This is a genomic window from Mucilaginibacter sp. P25 (assembly GCF_050859465.1).
GTDB classification, from domain to species: Bacteria; Bacteroidota; Bacteroidia; order Sphingobacteriales; family Sphingobacteriaceae; genus Mucilaginibacter; species Mucilaginibacter gossypii.
In genome coordinates this window covers 3697382-3715278 of record NZ_CP193937.1, presented here as the reverse complement: position 1 = coordinate 3715278, position 17897 = coordinate 3697382, and the positions used below count along the sequence as shown (strand labels likewise).

The following is a 17897-nucleotide window of genomic DNA, read 5'->3' as shown; positions in this document are numbered from 1 at the left end:
ATTCCAATAGCATATTTGTACATAATTAATAAAATGTAACTTAGACATTTAATAACCTAAAATTCATGCGAAAATTTCTTAATTGTTTTATAATTGCTGTGCAATTGTCCGGTTTGCTTTGCGTTTGGCAGCCGGCAATTGCTTCAGCATCAGCTAAAACCAGCACTAATCAACCCTCCCAACAAGGCGGCATATCATTTTCATATAGCCCGGCCGGCAACATCAGCTATGACCAAAAAACCGGCACTTTTTCTGTTATCGAAAACGGCAAAACTGTACTTAGCAATTGCTATAGCAAGGCAAGCGTCAACGGAAAATTTATTACTTCAACAGCATACAAAAGCATTGCTTATGCCAAAACCTTAATAACCGATGGCTTTGGCAAAGGTGTAAAACACACTTTCACTTTAACAGGCAATAATTTGCCAAACATGATGCAGGTGTTTTATACTTACCCATCGCATAAAGGTTACTTTTTTGTGGAGCTTTATGTTGAAGGCAAAAACCTGAAAACAAATTACATGGAGCCAATAGCCGGTAATATGGCAGCAATACCCGGCGATACCCGTTCGGTATTTGTGCCTTTTGATAATGATACCTTCATTAGCTATGATTCAAAAGCATTTAAAGCACCGCTCACCAATACCAGTGCCGAAGTAGGGACTGTTTTTGATAACAGTAGTCGCAAAGGCCTGGTGTTTGGATCCGTTGAGCATGAAACCTGGAAAACTGGTGTGCGTACCATCGCCAAAAAAGATAGTGCCAACACCTTTGAAGTATGGGGAGGCTACACCGAGGAAGCTGTAAACCGCGATAAAATTGCCCATGGCTATATCAGCGGCAATACAGTTAAATCGCCTAAAGTATTTGTAGGCTGGTTTGCCGACTGGCGCAAAGGCATGGAAGAGTTTGGTAAAGCCAACCGCATTGCCGAACCACCTTACATTTTTAACTGGACAAAACCCACTCCTGTTGGCTGGAACAGCTGGGGCGTTATGCAGGAAAAACTCAACTACGATAAAGCTATCAAAGTAGCGGATTTTTTTGCCGATAGCATCCCTGCATTCCGCAACGGCAATACGGCGTTTATTGATCTCGATTCGTTTTGGGATAATATGATCAGCGGTGGCTGGGAAGGTGATTTTGGTAAGCTGAAATCATTTGCGGATTATTGTAAAAGCAAAGGCCTGCAACCCGGCGTGTATTGGGCCCCCTTTACCGACTGGGGCTGGAAAGGCGGCCCCGACCGCAAAGTTTTAGGCAGCAACTACACCTACGGCGAAACATGGACAAAAGTTGGCGACACCTATCATGATATTGACGGTGCGCGTGCAACCGATCCAACCCATCCGGGTACCCTTCAACATATTGACTATGTAATTGGTAAATTAAAAGCCTGTGGTTTTAAAATGATCAAGATCGACTTTCTGGGTCATGCGGCTGCCGAATCAAGCCATTTTTATGACCCGAAAATCACCACCGGTATGCAGGCGTATAAAAGGGGATGGAACACCTGATTGATCAGTTGGGTGATCAGATGCTGGTTTACGCTGCCATTTCTCCCAGCCTGGCAACCGGGCGTTACGCGCATATGAGGCGCATTGCATGCGATGCTTTTAAAACTGTAAAAGATACCCGCTATACCCTCAACAGCGTAAATTACGGCTGGTGGCAAACTTACTTATATAATTACATTGATGCCGACCATGTTGTACTTTCAACCGAAAGTGAGGGCGCAAACAGGGCAAGGATGCTCTCGGCAGTTGTTACCGGCACGTTCATAACCGGTGATGAATTTTCGACACATGGGCAATGGACTGGCAGAGCAAAAGCTATGTACCAGAATCCTGAGATTTTGAAAATTGTGCAAAATGGAAAAGCCTTCAGGCCAGTTGAAGGTAACACCAAAACAGGTACAACCGAGCAGTTTACGCAAAAAATTGGCAACAGCTTTTACCTGGCCCTGTTTAATTATGGTGAAACTGATAAAGTTTATACTATCGACCCGAAAAGGATTGGTATGGAGGCCGGAAAAGCAGCAAATGCGAAATCGTTACTGCAAGGCACTAATGTAAACACAAAAAGCGTTTTGCTAAAAGCAGGAGATGCTGAATTATTAAAATTTGAACTGAACTAATAAACACTGCAAAGGCGCCGGCAACAGATTCCCCTTTAATCGCCGGACGCCTTTTGAGGGGATGAAACCCTGTATCGTTTTTAACTGTTCAATTTAGCCGATTTTGCCCGTTTGCATGCAAGCGGGCATTTTGATTTTTTGGCGTCCATGCAGCATTTGTTTTTGTGTTTAATGCCCGCAATGTTAGTCTTTTCTATCTGGAGCGAAGTAAAAAACAATCCGCCGGTAACGGCCAGTATGGTAAAAAATTTCATAGCAGTAGGTTTTAACTTAAAAGACGATGTTTTTTTGCGAATGTTACAGCAAGGAAGGCAAATGTTGATTTTCGCATATTTTTTTGACAGGACCATCATTCAATGTCATTGCGAGGAGGAACGACAGAAGCAATCGCATACCGTACAGGGCGGTCATGCTTCCGTGCGATTGCCGCGCTACGCTCGCAATGACATCATTTGTATGTTCTCCTCATCCTCCTACCCTCAAAAACAAAAAGTCAGTGACCTCGCGTTACTGACTTTTTCATTAACTATTAACTGACCAAATATCCTTAACAAAAAACTATCTGGTACTGCAAACATAGTGTGTTAAGTACGTGCTACATGTGTGAAAAGCACCATCTTGGCACACAAAAAAATTTTCGTATCATGCTGATTGCCTGTATTTTAACGGTGTTATTTTATAATGCGTACGGAACAGCCTGATAAATGAACTTGGGCATTCAAAACCCACCATGCCAACTACCTCATTTACAGGAAACCGGGTGTCCTTCAGCAACATTAATGAGCGTCTTAAACGCAGCTGGATCAAAAACTGATGCGGTGTTAAACCAAAAGCCTGCTTAAAAGTGCGCAGCAAGTGATTAACCGAAAGGCAGGCATGTTCGGCAAGGTCTTCAAGGCTAATATTCTGATTATAATTGCTGTACAGGTACTCCTTAGCCAGGTTAAGACGGCGCAGGATCTCAACCCGGGTACCCTGGTTCAAAAAGTCGAGTTTTTCTGCTTTTTTACAGATCTCATCATTATAAATATGAAAATAATTAATGAGCGTATGGTGCAGGTATTCGTTGATCAGCATTTCATCCTGCATCCCATTATCCAGGTGTTGTTTCAGGTGACATACATTGTACTTGATATCGCCCGCAAACGGATATATAGTTTCATTAAACTCGGGCTGTATTTTGCCGTTATCATAGCCTTTAGTTAACAAAGTGTCATTGTCAAAGGTCCAGCAATCTTTAAAATCCTGCAAAAACTGCTGATCAAAATTGATGGCAAATGATTGTACCTGCTGCCCCAGATCGGTATCGGTTGAATATTGTGTACCCCTGTTCAGGATCAGGAACGAATCGGGATATATGGACAAATGCCTGCGGCCAATATCATAACGTTCATTACCGCTTAATACAAAGCGAAGGCTTAAATCTGAAGTATACTGCGGCCCCTGCCTCTGGCCGCCGGTGCGGCTTACAATCTTGTTGTTGTTGCGTAATACTTTTGAATAGTCCATTGTGATATGATTTTATTGTTCGTTATAATTTCTTTCTTCCAGTAACATAAATTTGTTCCCCGCCGGGTCTAAAAATTCGGCTGCCAGTCCGGCCGGTAAATACGCAGGCGATTTGCAAAAAAATACGCCAGCCGTACGGAGCACATGATAATCGTTCAAACAGTCGGCAGTGTTAATGATAATATTACTCTTATCACTGTTGCTGTCATTATTAGTTACAAGCAACGCCACATTTAATTTATCCGACTGGATCACCGTGCTTTCCCTGCCTTCGTAAAATGTCATTGTACCTGTTATTTTGAAACCTAATTTTTGAGTATAAAAATCAATTTGCCCCTCAAAGTCGGCTGTATACACAGGTATATATTTCAATTTCATTTTACAGTAGCTAACGGAAACCAGATTTTAATGATGGAAACCAACCTGTTAGCCAGGGGCAGCAAACAGGATAATTTTTGAAGCGGGTTTACAGTAGCCGGTCAGTTAAAACTACTTAACATATCAAAGGTACTTTACCCGCGGGGGATAGTATCCCCCTATTTGGGGGATTTGTGAATTAGTGAAATCAGTTCACAATAGGCAATCTGTGGGGACAGAATCGGGGATATGATTATCTAACGAGGCGACCGTGCCCAAACACTGGAGCATCGTTAACTATATCAACTTATTTTGCCTGGCCAGTTTAATGGCATCAGCACGGGAGTTTACATCAAGCTTAAGGTAGATATTTTTGATATGGCTGCGTACTGTTTCAAGGTCAATGAACAATTCATTGGCAATCTGACCACGGCTTTTGCCTTCGCCTATCAACTCCAGGATCTGGGTTTCCCGCTTGGATAAGGGCGATTCCTGGTTTTTTTGAAATGAGCGGATCACCAGGCGTGCAATGTTGATACTCATAGGGCCGCCGCCTTCACGTACTTCTTTTATCGATTCGATGATCTTGGTTGATGGGGTGTTTTTTGTAAGATAGCCCGATGCCCCGTTGGCCAGCGCGTTAAAAATCTGCTTTTCAGATTCATAAACAGTAAGGATCAAGATATAACAATTGGGCAACAGCTTTTTTAATTTGGGTATAGCATCAATGCCGTTAACTCCGGGCAGCTCTATATCCAGCAGGATTACATCGGGTTTATCCGCAGCTATTTTTTTAGCAGCCTCGTCATATGAACAATAGGTACTTATCACATCATAGCCCTCGGTAGCACCAATTAAAAAGGCATAGCCATCGCGCAGGGTTTCATCATCCTCAATAATACTTACCTTAATGTTACGGGCCATGCTTAATTGCTTAACTGATTTTTACTAAACTTTAATGTTACTGATGTGCCTTTACCTGTTTCCGAATTAATGAGCAATGATGCATTGATCCGTTTTGCGCGGGCATTAATGTTATTGATCCCCCGGCCGCGATGGGCGGCGCTGCTATCAAACCCCTTACCATCATCGGTAACCCGGAGTGCTATCGCGTTTTTATCGCTCTGATCAAGCTCAAAAACTACCTGTCCGGCATCGGCATGTTTAAGGATGTTATTTAACAGTTCCTTAAATATCATGGTGATGTTACGGCTGTATTCCATAGGCAGTTTTACCAGCTGTATATCTTCATCAACGGCAGCAAACTCAAAATCAACCGATACATCATGAAAAACCTCTATCCCTATTTCGCGGATATGGTTCAGGGTTTCATATAAGTTATCACTTTTAGGGTCGAGCGCCCACAGGATATCCTTTGTACCGTTGTATAGTGATGCCGCGTTTTGCTTTATTTGATCCACAATTCCGCGCTGATCCGCTTGCTCTTTATCTATTTTGGCATTCAGTATTTCTGATAAGACGGTGATCCGGGTTAATTTGTTACCCAGATCGTCATGAAAATCTTCGGCTGTTTGCTGGCGGATCTTTAATTTCTCTTCACGCTTCATGGCTTCAATTGCCTTTTGACGTTTTATTTTACGTTGATGAACTAAATTTTGTACCCCGAAACCCAGCAGAACTAAAAATATAATGGCTAATAACCTGAAGGTAAAAGTTTGATAAAAAGGCGGAATGATCACAAAACTGAAACTGGCCATCTTGGGCGATACCTGCCCGTCGGGGCTTATGGCTTTTACCTTGAAAGTATATGTACCCGGCGGCAGCGAAGGATAATTGACCACATTATTGCGCATGGGCGAACTAAAAGCACTATCCAGCCCAACCAGCTTATACTGGTAAGATACCGCGTCAGGATTTTTGAGGTAAACACCAAGAAAAGATATCGATAAATGATTTTGATTATGTTTAAGCTCGGCCCAGTCATTAAGGTCAATTGAAGAGCGTTTTTCGCCATCCTCCTTCATCAACTGTACCGATTTGATGAACACATGCGGTGGCGGCGCGGGAACCATTTTTGTCATGGTATTATACACCATAACAGCCTTGGTGGTACTTATCCAAACCTCGTGCCCACGGTGCATAATAGCGTTTTGGTTGGCCTCTACCACTGGCTCCTTTGAGCCTATGTTATCAATTACCCAAAAAGTTTTCTTTGCAGGGTCATATTGCATCCGGTTAATTCCCTTACCGGTACCCATCCAAAGGCGGCCGCGTTCATCAGCAACAAGACTGTAAATGCTATTCGCTTTGAGTCCGTCATCAACATTATAGATATTTACCGCCCCGGTTGTCATATCCCAGGTGTATAACCCGCTATCATCTGTACCAACCAGCAGCAGGTCGCGATATCGGATCATGCTGTAAACAGCCGTTGCCGGGAAAGATTTAAGTTTAAACCCCGAAACTATCTTTTTATTTACAGCAAGCATAACACCGTTTTGGGTGCCTATCAAAATAGAATCGCGCCCCAGGCTAAGCATTGCAGACAGAATAAGGGGGAATACCCTCCAATTGTTTCAGCCCGCCGTTTTGGTAATAGAAGCAGCCCATTGACGTGCCCAGCCATATAGTACCGTTATCATCGGCAGTAATAAAATTGCAGGCAAAAGATGAACTATTTTTTACCTGTCTGAAACCCTTTTTATCATACTGCCATAAACCGGTTTGCCCGGTACCAATCCAAACAGTGCCGTTTTTATCCGTATATAAACTCTGCACCCCCTTTAAATATGGCGAACCAATTGGTACAGGTACCTCGCTGGTTTTTTTCCCGTCATATCGCAAAAGACCGGCTCCATCTATCCCCATTAAAACATTTTTGTTCCAGTCTTCAGTCACCGACATTACTATTTTTGATTCGGGGATACCCTGTGTACGATCAAAAACGGTATATCTGTCGCCTTCGCAGCGGTAAAGGCCATTGCCAAGGCTGCCCAGCCACAAGTTTTTATCTGCATCAAAATAAATATCAGGGACAGAGTTATCGGTAAGTCCGTTTGATGAGTTATAGTGGATCACACCATCACTCATAATACAATAGGCTCCATTATCGGTACCTAGCCAAATATTGGCATCAGCGTCCTGTTCAATGCACAATAACTGACCTTTTATTTTTCCGGTAATATTTTTTTCATCCAGTGGTTTAGCCATACCATTCCTGGCGCATAACAAACCCGAGCGGGTTAGAAGATAAGTTTTGTTTTTATCAAAACGGTCGAAAAAAATCCTTTTGATAATTTGCTCACTAAATTGGGAATCAATATCAATTACATGTTCCCATTTTTGCCCTTTAAGGCGATATATACCCTTTTTGTAAACAGACACATATAACGAACCTGTGCTATTAACAGCCAAACTGGTGATAAAAATATCAGGATCATCATTAATAGGGACATGCTGCATCTTATCATTCTTCACCCTGAACAACATCCCTGCAGCTGTAACCCAGATAGTCCCCTCTCCATCCTGGGTTATGTTACCTACAAAAGAGCGTTTAACCGGTATATCCGGTTTATACTTTATAATCCGCCCATTATAAAGCCTTGCAAGCCCGTTCATGGTACCAAACCAGGTACAGCCCCCTTATCCGAAAAAACGGTTGCAACGTAATTATCAGGTAAACCTGTTAAGCGGGTATAAGCAGTAAAATCCTTTCCATCAAAACGGCAGGCGCCACCAAATGTACCTATCCACAAACGATGATCGGTATCCATGGATAGCTTGTTTATTTGCGACTGGATGAGCCCATCCTCAATATCATAGTGCGCAAAAATGTATTTCTGTGCATGGGCCCGGCCTGTAAACAATAGCATACCTGCCAGGAAACACAAAACCAGAAAAACGGGGAAACGCGATAGCTTATTCAATTAAAAACGTAAATTAAATTACCTGTATGGGGGTGCAATTAAAAAGTTAAATTAAAGCTAATTAAAATAAAAAAATCACCCCAATAGGGTGATTAATTATTGTCGGTTAAGGAAGTAAAATTTAGTTTTTGGCTACCACAGAATTGTCGCTATTTAAAGGTGTTTTTATGTCCTCAAACATTTTGCAAACCTGGGTAATTTTCCAGTCCTGCCGCTCATTTTTCTCGATGATCAGGTAATCATGCTGTGTGCAGTTTTCATAATTAAAATCAACCCGTGCAATTACCATGGCATCGCTTTTGGCAAGCACTTCGTAACCCGACTGGCAATTTTGCTGGGTACCGGCATCCTTTTTCATCATGCTTACCAGGTCGTCTTTTTCCTGTACAAGTACCTTTTCGCCGCGGGGTAACTTCAATACAGAATTGTCACTCATTATTGATTTTAATTTTTTAAAGTTGGAGGTCATGTGGCTGTCAATGAAATCGCGGATCACGCCGGCGTATCCTGTTTCGGCGGCCGTACGGCCATACATGGTGCTGGCAGATAATAACCCTACTATACATGCCAATAAAAATTTATTTTTCATTTGTGATATTTTTTTGATCAAATGTGGGTAGGCTTTGATCAAAAAAATATGCCTATCACACCTAAGCAATGCAACCGTACCCGGCCATACAGCAAGCTGGTGTCTTTCGCCTATAAAGATCATTTTTTGCACTTTTTGAGCAGATCTGCAATTAATCTGAAAATCTGTGCGGATAATTCTTTAATTATCAATAAACCATAACAGAACCTGCCCTGCATATTTAAATCTGTACGAAAATATTTTTATTTTTGGGAGCATCTTTTACCGAATAAAACCACGCCATAACTTGGAACCTACAGAAAACTTTTTCCGAAGCATTATTGAGGCCTCGCCTTTTCCGGTGTATATGTGTATGGGCCCGGATAAGCTCATTGCCATAGCCAATGATGCTACCTTAAAGGCATGGGGGAAAGATAAGTCGATAATTGGAAAACCTTTTGACGAGGCGCTACCCGACCTTCAGGGCCAGCCGTTCAGCAGCCTCATAAGCGAAGTATACCGTACCGGCGAAACTTATCACGGCAACAATGCACCTGCCGAATTTATAATTAACGGCAAACGGCAAATTAATTATTACAAGTTTACCTATCAGGCTGTACGTAACTCGCGCGGTAAAATAGTTGGCGTTATTTGTTTCTCGACAGATGTTACCGAAATTGAACATGCCAGACAGGCTATGGAAGAGAGCAGGCATACCTTGTATAACATGGTGAGGCAAGCACCCGTGGGCATTTGCATTATAAACAGCGATAATCTGGTAATTGAAGTAGTGAATGACTCGTATCTTGAGCTGGTAGGCCGTAAACGTGTAGAAATGGAAAACCGGGGCGTTTGGGAAGCCATCCCTGAAACGGCCGAATTGTATGCCCCCGTAATGGATAATGTTATTGAAACAGGGCAACCGATTACCGCCAAGGAGCATAAACTGCTGCTTGTACGCAATGGCGTACCCGAAATGGTATTTATTGATTTTGTTTATGAACCTGTTAAAGGTTTTGACGGCGAGATAAGCGCCATTATGGTAATTGCCATTGATGTAACTGAAAAAGTTTTTGCACGCCGCAAAATTGAGGAAGCTGAAGAAAGGGCCAGGCTGGCCGTTGAAGCTGCTGAAATAGGCACCTTTGATCTTGACCTGGTTACCGAAGAGATACTTACATCCGAAAGGTTTAACATTATTTTTGGAGTTGGCCGAGATGCCCCCGCGATTTATTTTTGAAAGCACTGCATCCCGATGACCTTGAACTACGTAATAATGCTCATAAAACCGCGCTTACTACCGGAAAACTTTTTTATGAGGCAAGAATTATCTGGCCAAATGGCTCTTTACGCTGGATCAGGGCGCAAGGCAAAGTTTATTATGGTTCAATAAACAAACCGTTGCGTATTCTGGGCACCTTGCTTGATATAACCGAATTTAAACACCTGCAACAACAAAAAGATGATTTTATAAGCGTTGCCAGTCATGAGCTAAAAACACCGATGACATCGATCAAGGCGTCCATGCAATTGCTCGACAGATTGATCAAGGTTGATCCCTCATCTGATAAGATCCCTCAGTTTATTAACCGCGGCAACAGCAGCCTGAATAAAATGCAGCAGCTGGTTGATAGCTTACTTAACGTTTCAAAAATTACCGCCGGGCAGCTTGCACTTCATAAAACACATTTTTTGGCAGCCCAAATGATCAATGAATGCTGCGACCACGTGAGGCTTGCAGGTACGCATGAACTTGAGCTTACAGGCGACACCGATCTGGAACTATACGCAGACAGGCAACGGATAGACCAGGTTGTTGTTAATTTTGTAAACAATGCGGTTAAATATGCGCCCGACAGCAACCGGATTGTCATCAATATCAGTAAACAGGACAACATGGCCAAAATATCGGTACAGGATTTCGGCAGGGGAATCCCGCCGGAAAACATCCCGCATTTATTTGAACGCTACTACCGGGTTGATACTTCGGGTATTCAATATTCAGGGCTTGGACTTGGCTTATATATCAGCGCCGAGATCATTGAGCTTCACGGCGGCGAAATGGGGGTTGAAAGCGAAGTGGACAAAGGCAGTACTTTTTGGTTTACGATACCGCTAAATTGAAATTTAAATCCCGATTGAAAATAGTAAAACCCATAATCATCGTTTTATTGTTTTGCCTGCTCACTGTTTTTACACAAATTGGTGGGCTGGTTTATCTCATTTCAATTAGCCTGCACAAACTAATCAACAAAACCTTAAATAATAAATATTACCGCCAAATCACCAAGGCTGTAGTTTTTATGGTGTTATATTGCCTTACCACTTTTTTAATTGTACCTCCGCTTGCCAGACTTTCGGGCAGGGTGCCGCTCCCCTTCTCCCAAATCAATCATTTAAAGCCGCTAAACCGGCTAACCTGCCTGTTCAATCGTAATTATGTTCGCCCACAACTTAAGCAGGCTGCATTTGCCGTAGCTGCCGAAATGAACCATAAATATCCGGGAAGTGCCCTGAATTATCTTGACGCGAGCTTTCCGTTCATTAATGGGTTTCCGCTTATGCCCCACCTGAGTCATAACGATGGTAAAAAACTCGATCTTGCATTTTTTTATATTGATAACAAAACAGGCTTAGAAACCGATAAAACACCTTCGCCAATCGGATACGGAATTAGTGAAGAGCCGCGCGCCGGTGAAATCAACACAACACAGGCCTGCCTGATAAAGGGTTATTGGCAGTACAGCTTTTTGACTAAAATGGTTCCCCAGAGCAATAAAGTTAATTTTACTTTTGATAGTTTACGAACAAAGGCACTTGTAACCCTCTTTGCATCGCAATATGTCATCAATAAAATATTTATCGAACCTCATTTAAAAAATCGTCTGGGCATCCAAACACCCAAGCTACGATTTCACGGATGCCGTGCGGTAAGGCATGACGACCATATTCATGTCCAACTATAGGTTTAAAGCATTCATCATTTTTCAACATACGAATTATAACAGATTTCCCAGGAATTGCCTTCAGGATGGGCAATAAAACCGGCATAACCGCCCCAGAAAGGTTCAGCCGGATGCTTCAGGATTTGTACTTCTGCCAGCCTCAAAGATCTTTAACTGCAAGAGTAATGCGGCTACATGGGCCTGCATAGTGTATTTTTTTATTAGATCCTATCCAATCATGAATCAGGGTTTGTGGCTGATTTTATTTCATGCTTAAATTTAATTGTCAGTTAATACAGCCGGGGTAAATTTAGCTAACCAAATATATAAACATGCAAATCAATTATTTTACAGTAGGCATTGTAATAACCTTGTTAATAACATTAATAGTATGGATAGTAAAAACCGACCGCAAAGACGAGAAAAGCTTTGAACAACAAATTATTGACCGGGAACTTAAACCAAGGGAACATCCCAAACCGCAAAAAGCCGATAAAGCCATGTGATCGGGTAAAACCCGCTATCAACTCACGTAGTTTCACGTATCATTTTGTGCAGTCATTTTTTTAAATTTAGCAACCCAACCTAATATCTATCTCATGGAAGCAGATAAAACTTCAGATCAGCAAGTATTTTATGTAGGACTTTGTATGGCCGGAGCCGTGTCTGCCGGGGCTTACACAGCAGGCGTTATTGATTACCTGCTCCAGGCATTAGCCGAATGGGACAAGCACCGCAGTGAGCCAGGCGTACCATCGCACAAAGTGCAGATCCCGGTAATGGGCGGTGCGTCGGCAGGCGGTATGACCAGTATAATGGCCGCATCCTCCCTTAACAACCCGATAACCCATATCGACAAGCCATCAGGAGATCTTTTAGCCGAGCATCCCGAAAACAAGCTCTACCACTCCTGGGTCGACCTTATTCAGGCTGATATGTTCACAAAAATGCTGGATACCAGCGACATTAAAAGCTCGGGTGTAATATCGGCACTGAATTCTGATTTTATTAATGATGTTGCCAAACGGGTAGTTACCGCCGATCCAAAACAATGGCAACCGCTGCCCACTTATATTAAACCCGGTTTAAAGATCTTTACCACGCTTACAAACCTGCAGGGCTACGCCTACAATGTTCCGTTCAATTCGTCATCTTCACAGCGTACCAAATATAATATGCGCATCCATAATGATTACGCATGCTTTGAGCTTACCGAAAACGCCATTGCCGGGCATAATAACGGATGGATGCCGCTTGACCTGAAAAATAATATTAACACGGATATAGCCGCCGACGCTGCAATGGCTACCGGCGCCTTTCCGGTTGGGTTGCAATCAAGGATAGTTAAACGCGACGCCCAGTATGTTAACAATAACCCATGGTTAAGCAATTACTTAACCAATGCTCCAATTGATGCAGGCGGTTATCAAACCCTGAACGTCGACGGTGGTATGATCAACAACGAGCCGTTTGATAAAGTACGCAGTGTTTTAGACGACCTTACAGCCCAACCGAGCGTTGATTATAACAACTTTAACAAATTTGTTTCAACCGTACTGATGATTGAACCTTTTCCTACCCAACCGCCAAAACCAATTTCGCAATCACGGGCTATATTAAATGTGATAGGTTTAACGCTATCATCCATGCTATCGCAAATGCGCTCAAAAGCGGTTAATATTAAAGACGCAATGGATGATGATTGCGCAGGTCAGTACCTGATCACGCCATCGCGCCGTGTAGATACGCCCGATGGCAAATCGACAGACCTAACCGGCGAACAAGCCATTGCCTGTGGTGCGTTGAGCGGTTTTAGCGGATTTTTAAATAAAGAATTCAGGGTACATGATTTCTTTTTAGGCCGGCACAATTGTAAGATCTTTTTGCGTGATTACTTTACCATACCAGCCAAAGCACTTACCACTAACCCCATTTTTAAAGATGGCTATGCTAATGCAGATCTGGCCAGATTTAAATCGACACAAAACGATAGCTACCAAATCATCCCGGTATTTGAACAAGATATCAAATTCCCCGATATTAAATTCAGTTCGGGTACCAACTGGCCCACGCTTAAAGAAAAAGATATCGACAGGTTTAGCAGCGGCTTGAAAGATCGTATCCAAACCATTATGCTTAATGTGGCAGACCTTGGCTGGCTCACCAAAAGCTTATTATGGATAGGCGCTAAAGTGATCCTGAACCGTATGGTAACCAACAAAATAATGGTAGTGATCAAAGAAGAACTTAAAACATGGAAACTGCTGCCGTAGCGGTCTAAAAAATTCAGCCTTACGAAGTTTCTTAAAACTTCGTAAGGCTTCAATGGCTTTTATACTGCTTTAAATACCACTATTCCGTTATGCCCGCCAAAGCCAAAAGTATTGCTCATGGCTACTTTTACTTTATGGTCGATGGCATCTTTCAATACAAACTTCAAATTATCCGGAATAGCGGGGTCTAAAGTTGTGGTATTGATTGTTGGTGGTATTATTTGATTTTCAATTGATTTTATGGCTGCGATAGCTTCAATAGCTCCGGCGGCCCCCAGCAGGTGGCCAGTCATGGATTTGGTTGAACCTATAATAGTATCTGTTGCTTTGCCTTTTGTAACCGCAAGCAGGGCGTTGATCTCTGAAAGATCACCAACCGGAGTTGAGGTAGCATGCATGTTCAGGTAGTCGACGTCTTCAATACTTAAACCCGATTCGGTAAGGGCCTGCTGCATGGCACGGGCAGCACCTAATCCTTCCGGGTGAGTGGCTGTCATGTGGTATGCATCAGCAGTCATAGATGCTCCGGTAACTTCAGCATAAATATGGGCACCACGACTCACTGCATGTTCATAATCTTCAAGCACCAAAGCGCCTGCGCCTTCGCCCATAACAAAACCATCACGATCAATATCAAATGGCCTTGAAGCGTGTTGCGGATCATTATTACGGGCAGACATAGCTTTCATCGAACTAAAACCCCCAATTGAAGCCGGGGTTATAGGCGCTTCAGAACCACCAGTAACTATGATCTTAGCCTTACCCAAACGGATATAATTAAAAGCATCCATAATAGCTGTATTTGATGTTGCACAGGCCGAAACCGTTGTGTAGTTAATCCCCATAAAACCGTTACGGATAGAGATCATTCCCGAAGCCATATTAGAAATGAACTTAGGTACAAAGAACGGGCTAAACCTGGGCTGTCCGTTACCCCTGGCATACTCAGTTACCTGCTCCTCAAAAGTTTCCATACCGCCTTGTCCGCTGCCCCAGATAATACCAACATCAAAGGGATCCATTTTGCTCAGATCAAAACCCGAATCTTTGATAGCTTCATCGGCTGCAACAAGCGCATACTGGGTGAAGGTATCGGTACGTTTTAATTCGGCTTTATCCAGGTGATCTGTGATATTGAAATCTTTCAGTTCGCAGGCAAATTGCGTACGGAATAATGATGCATCAAAACGGGTGATGGTTGCAGCGCCGCTTTTACCGGCAATTAAGTTTTGCCAATAAGTTTTTACATTATTTCCAAGCGGTGTCAAAGCGCCCAGACCTGTTATAACTACTCTGTTTAACATGATGGTTTTATTAAAATCGGCGCAAAGATATAACAATATACCAAATGGTATTTTGACAATTCAACATGTATCGGTTTTACACGCTGAAAATTACCAGGTTATGGCATGACCAAAAGTTAAAATAGTTCAAAAACCATCATGGTTAAATCAAGGAAACAGATTCGATTATTTTCCAAAAATCTTATTTAATTCCGAATAAGGAACAGCATCATTTACAAAACCATAACTTCCCTGTGAAAGTTCAACAGCGGCCCGCTGAAAAGCGCCCAAAGCAGCCCTTGCCAATGCCGAACCAAGACTTACCCTTTTTACACCCAGGCCGGCAAGTTCATTGAAGCTAATATCAAAACCTGCTGCGCCAAGTACAATATTTACTGATTTGGGGGCTACGGCCTTCACTACTTCGTTTATTTGCTCCCTCGTTTTGAGGCCTGGCGCAAAAAGAACATCAGCACCTGCATCGGCAAAAGCAACAAGGCGTTTTATGGTGTCCTGCAGGTCTATTTTCCCGTGGATCATATTTTCGGCCCTGGCGGTTAGCATAAAATGAAAAGGTAAACTCCGCGCCGCTTCAACAGCAGCCTTTACCCGTGCAACCGAAAGCTCAAAATTGTAAATGGGATCACGGTCGTTACCTGTGGCATCCTCTATCGAGCCGCCAACCAGTCCCACTCCCGCTGCGGCTAAGATAGTTTGGGCACAAATCTCCGGCGTATCGCCAAAACCATTCTCCAAATCGGCAGCTACCGGTAAATGTGTGGCATTGATAATAGCCAATGCATTATCAAGCGTTTCCTCCCGACCGATCATCGCATGCCCGTCCGGTCGGCCGAGCGCATAGGCCAATCCGGCGCTTGTAGTAGTAAAAGCTTCAAAACCTAACCCTGTTAAAATCTTAGCCGAACCGGCATCCCAGGGATTAGGGATAACAAACAGGCCATCACGTTCATGCAGGGCTTTAAAAACTTCGGCTTTTTGATATTGGGAATCGTTTATTGCAGATGACATTTGAAAGCAGATTAGTGTTTATCGAAATTAAGCAAAAGTTAACCTGCAATCATGAGTCTTAAGCCACAAATTTGCTTTTTGACTTAAGACTTACGACTTCTAACTTCCGACTTAATATCCCTATTATTGCAACAGCAATAGTTATGAAACAAAAAATAGATATTGAAAATTGGACCAGGAAAGAGCATTACAACTTTTTTAAACAGTTTGAGGAGCCCTATTATGGCGTAAACGTAAACGTTGATGTAACAGCCGCCTATAAGTTTGTGAAGGATAACGGGATCTCATTTTTCCTTTATACCATGTATCAGTCTTTAGCTGCCTCGCAAATTATTGAGCCTTTCAAATATCGTATGGAGGGCAATGATGTTTTTATTTACGACCAGATTGATGCCAGCTCAACAGTTCCGCGGGCTAATGGCACGTTTGGCTTTGGTGAATGGCCCTTTCATCCCTTGTTCGAAGATTTTGCCCGCGACGCCAACAAGGAAATTGAACGGGTACAAAGTAACAACCTGCTTGAACGCAAGGCTTTAAACAATGTAATCCGTTTTTCTTCGCTACCCTGGATCAATTTCACCTCACTGTCACATGCACGCATGTTTTCATTTATGGATAGCTGCCCTAAGGTTTCGTTTGGTAAAATGACAGAACATCATGGTAAGCGCACCATGCCGGTATCCGTGCATGTAAATCACGCGTTGATTGATGGCATCCACGTGGGCCAGTATATAGATTGTTACCAGGAGCTGCTGAACAAAGGATTTTAGGCTACCGTAAAACGCGCAGAAGTTGCGTACCTCAGGCACGCTAAAACCCTTTAATAATTATTCTACAACCCTTTAGCACCTCTGGTGCTATCTTTCCATCTATTGATTTACAAGATAAAAAGTTTAACTTTTTTAAACACATTCTCCTTAACCATAAACAATGGCAGCGAGCCATGATCAAGCACGCGTGAATGAAAATCCCTGATGTTAAATTGGGCACCCTGCTTTTGCTGCAATTCCTCTTTCCAGTGCAGTATTTGTAATGCGCCATACTTGTAGGTAACTACCTGTGCCGGCCAGCGGCGCATGCGGGCAATTTCGCGCATGGCAATATCATCCTGCCCCCGGATATTCTTTCTCCAAAATGCCAGCGCCTGTTCATCTGTCCAGCCGTAATAATTAAGCGCTACATCCAAGGGTACGCGTACCGACCGTACAATATCCCACTCCCATTTACCCAGCTCATCATAAGGCATTTTGTATACGCCAAGTTGTTTGCCTAACTCTTCGGTATATGCCGCCCAACCCTCAGCAAAGCCCATATAATAAAACAACTGCTGCACTGCCGACGTTTTGGTTTGCGCCTCCGTACCCGCCTGGTAATGGTGGCCGGGAACTCCCTCGTGCATAAAAAGCCAGTCGACCTGCCGCTTATTGTATGGCTTATCAAAAAGGTTATAGTAAAACGCATTATTATCGTAATAGCCGGGCGTTTGTGCCAGTTGCCTGTTTTCGCCTTTTACAATTTTTAGCGGGGCTATGTTGGTATTACTAAAAAGTTTGGGCATGTTGGCATAAATAACCTCTTTGGTATTTTCGAAGGCTTGCTGAACTAACTTCGGGTCGATGATAAAAAAGGAAGGATCATTGAGGTGCTTATAAAAATCATCTTCGTTTAACCCGGTTTGCTGGCGGATAGCTTCGATGTGCTTTTGAACGCGGGCCACTTCGCTAAGGCCAAACTGGTAGATCTCATCAGGAGTGGCGCTGGCACTGGTCCAGCGTTTTAGCAGGTAGGCATACCAGGCTTTGCCGTTGGGGATAGTGATAATGCCGCCTGTGGGGATTACAGCAGGTTTATTTTTTAACCAATCCTGCTCAAGTTTAATCCGCTCTAAATTAAGGGCGGTTTCATAGCT

General features: G+C 43.0%; 19 protein-coding genes. 8 read left to right on the top strand and 11 right to left on the bottom strand.

Annotated elements, in window-relative coordinates; all coding sequences use genetic code 11:
* The first annotated feature begins 65 nt into the window (after positions 1–65).
* Positions 66–1517 (top strand): hypothetical protein, encoded by a 1452-nt coding sequence (locus tag ACRQ5D_RS18800; protein WP_432326217.1) that lies wholly within the window; start codon positions 66–68, stop codon positions 1515–1517.
* Positions 1505–2137: a hypothetical protein gene (locus ACRQ5D_RS18795; protein WP_432326215.1), complete on the top strand. Its 633-nt coding sequence runs from the start codon at positions 1505–1507 to the stop codon at positions 2135–2137. The genes ACRQ5D_RS18800 and ACRQ5D_RS18795 overlap by 13 nt, the downstream gene beginning before the upstream one ends.
* Positions 2138–2217: 80 nt before the next feature.
* Here the strand turns inward: ACRQ5D_RS18795 and ACRQ5D_RS18790 are convergent, their stop codons facing one another.
* From ACRQ5D_RS18790 to ACRQ5D_RS18755, 8 genes are all read right to left on the bottom strand, one after another.
* Positions 2218–2391 (bottom strand): hypothetical protein, encoded by a 174-nt coding sequence (locus ACRQ5D_RS18790; RefSeq protein ID WP_176844513.1) that lies wholly within the window; start codon positions 2389–2391, stop codon positions 2218–2220.
* Positions 2392–2779: 388 nt separating this feature from the next.
* Positions 2780–3646, bottom strand: coding sequence for a helix-turn-helix transcriptional regulator (locus ACRQ5D_RS18785; RefSeq protein ID WP_091171085.1), 867 nt, complete (start codon positions 3644–3646; stop codon positions 2780–2782).
* A 12-nt stretch (positions 3647–3658) separates the two neighbouring features.
* Positions 3659–4024 carry a VOC family protein gene (locus ACRQ5D_RS18780; RefSeq protein WP_091171082.1) on the bottom strand — a complete coding sequence of 122 codons (366 nt, stop codon included), beginning with the start codon at positions 4022–4024 and terminating at the stop codon, positions 3659–3661.
* Between the two features lie 276 nt (positions 4025–4300).
* Entirely contained in the window at positions 4301–4927 is a 627-nt protein-coding gene (locus ACRQ5D_RS18775) for a response regulator transcription factor (protein WP_090524105.1), read from the bottom strand.
* Positions 4928–4929: 2 nt separating this feature from the next.
* A complete protein-coding gene (locus ACRQ5D_RS18770; RefSeq protein WP_432326212.1) occupies positions 4930–6504 on the bottom strand; it encodes a triple tyrosine motif-containing protein in 1575 nt (524 codons plus the stop codon).
* On the bottom strand, positions 6497–7582 hold the full coding sequence (locus ACRQ5D_RS18765; RefSeq protein WP_432326211.1) for a ligand-binding sensor domain-containing protein: 1086 nt from the start codon (positions 7580–7582) through the stop codon (positions 6497–6499). The genes ACRQ5D_RS18770 and ACRQ5D_RS18765 overlap by 8 nt, the downstream gene beginning before the upstream one ends.
* Positions 7579–7890: a two-component regulator propeller domain-containing protein gene (locus tag ACRQ5D_RS18760; protein WP_432326209.1), complete on the bottom strand. Its 312-nt coding sequence runs from the start codon at positions 7888–7890 to the stop codon at positions 7579–7581. Before ACRQ5D_RS18760 ends, ACRQ5D_RS18765 begins: the two co-directional genes overlap by 4 nt.
* A 121-nt stretch (positions 7891–8011) precedes the next feature.
* Positions 8012–8479 carry a hypothetical protein gene (locus ACRQ5D_RS18755; RefSeq protein ID WP_143020820.1) on the bottom strand — a complete coding sequence of 156 codons (468 nt, stop codon included), beginning with the start codon at positions 8477–8479 and terminating at the stop codon, positions 8012–8014.
* A gap of 286 nt (positions 8480–8765) precedes the next feature.
* Here ACRQ5D_RS18755 and ACRQ5D_RS18750 point away from each other — a divergent pair, with 286 nt between their 5' ends.
* The 5 genes from ACRQ5D_RS18750 to ACRQ5D_RS18730 all read left to right on the top strand — a co-directional run bounded on the left by ACRQ5D_RS18750 (position 8766) and on the right by ACRQ5D_RS18730 (position 13676).
* Positions 8766–9698, top strand: a complete 933-nt coding sequence (locus ACRQ5D_RS18750; RefSeq protein ID WP_432326207.1) for a PAS domain-containing protein — start codon at positions 8766–8768, stop codon at positions 9696–9698.
* Entirely contained in the window at positions 9695–10582 is an 888-nt protein-coding gene (locus tag ACRQ5D_RS18745) for an ATP-binding protein (RefSeq protein WP_432326205.1), read from the top strand. Before ACRQ5D_RS18750 ends, ACRQ5D_RS18745 begins: the two co-directional genes overlap by 4 nt.
* Positions 10579–11424: a hypothetical protein gene (locus tag ACRQ5D_RS18740; RefSeq protein ID WP_432326203.1), complete on the top strand. Its 846-nt coding sequence runs from the start codon at positions 10579–10581 to the stop codon at positions 11422–11424. Before ACRQ5D_RS18745 ends, ACRQ5D_RS18740 begins: the two co-directional genes overlap by 4 nt.
* Positions 11425–11735: 311 nt before the next feature.
* Positions 11736–11909 carry a hypothetical protein gene (locus ACRQ5D_RS18735; RefSeq protein ID WP_176844512.1) on the top strand — a complete coding sequence of 58 codons (174 nt, stop codon included), beginning with the start codon at positions 11736–11738 and terminating at the stop codon, positions 11907–11909.
* A gap of 93 nt (positions 11910–12002) precedes the next feature.
* Positions 12003–13676 (top strand): patatin-like phospholipase family protein, encoded by a 1674-nt coding sequence (locus ACRQ5D_RS18730; protein WP_091171069.1) that lies wholly within the window; start codon positions 12003–12005, stop codon positions 13674–13676.
* A gap of 59 nt (positions 13677–13735) precedes the next feature.
* On the opposite strand, the gene fabF is transcribed toward ACRQ5D_RS18730, so the two are convergent.
* Together fabF and ACRQ5D_RS18720 are read right to left on the bottom strand one after the other, a co-directional pair.
* Positions 13736–14980 carry a beta-ketoacyl-ACP synthase II gene (fabF, locus tag ACRQ5D_RS18725; RefSeq protein WP_091171066.1) on the bottom strand — a complete coding sequence of 415 codons (1245 nt, stop codon included), beginning with the start codon at positions 14978–14980 and terminating at the stop codon, positions 13736–13738.
* A gap of 165 nt (positions 14981–15145) precedes the next feature.
* Entirely contained in the window at positions 15146–15988 is an 843-nt protein-coding gene (locus ACRQ5D_RS18720; RefSeq protein ID WP_091171062.1) for an isocitrate lyase/PEP mutase family protein, read from the bottom strand.
* A gap of 143 nt (positions 15989–16131) precedes the next feature.
* Here ACRQ5D_RS18720 and ACRQ5D_RS18715 point away from each other — a divergent pair, with 143 nt between their 5' ends.
* Positions 16132–16758 (top strand): CatA-like O-acetyltransferase, encoded by a 627-nt coding sequence (locus ACRQ5D_RS18715; RefSeq protein ID WP_091171060.1) that lies wholly within the window; start codon positions 16132–16134, stop codon positions 16756–16758.
* Positions 16759–16865: 107 nt separating this feature from the next.
* On the opposite strand, the gene ACRQ5D_RS18710 is transcribed toward ACRQ5D_RS18715, so the two are convergent.
* Positions 16866–17867 carry a DUF885 domain-containing protein gene (locus ACRQ5D_RS18710; protein ID WP_432329808.1) on the bottom strand — a complete coding sequence of 334 codons (1002 nt, stop codon included), beginning with the start codon at positions 17865–17867 and terminating at the stop codon, positions 16866–16868.
* Positions 17868–17897: the final 30 nt, after the last annotated feature.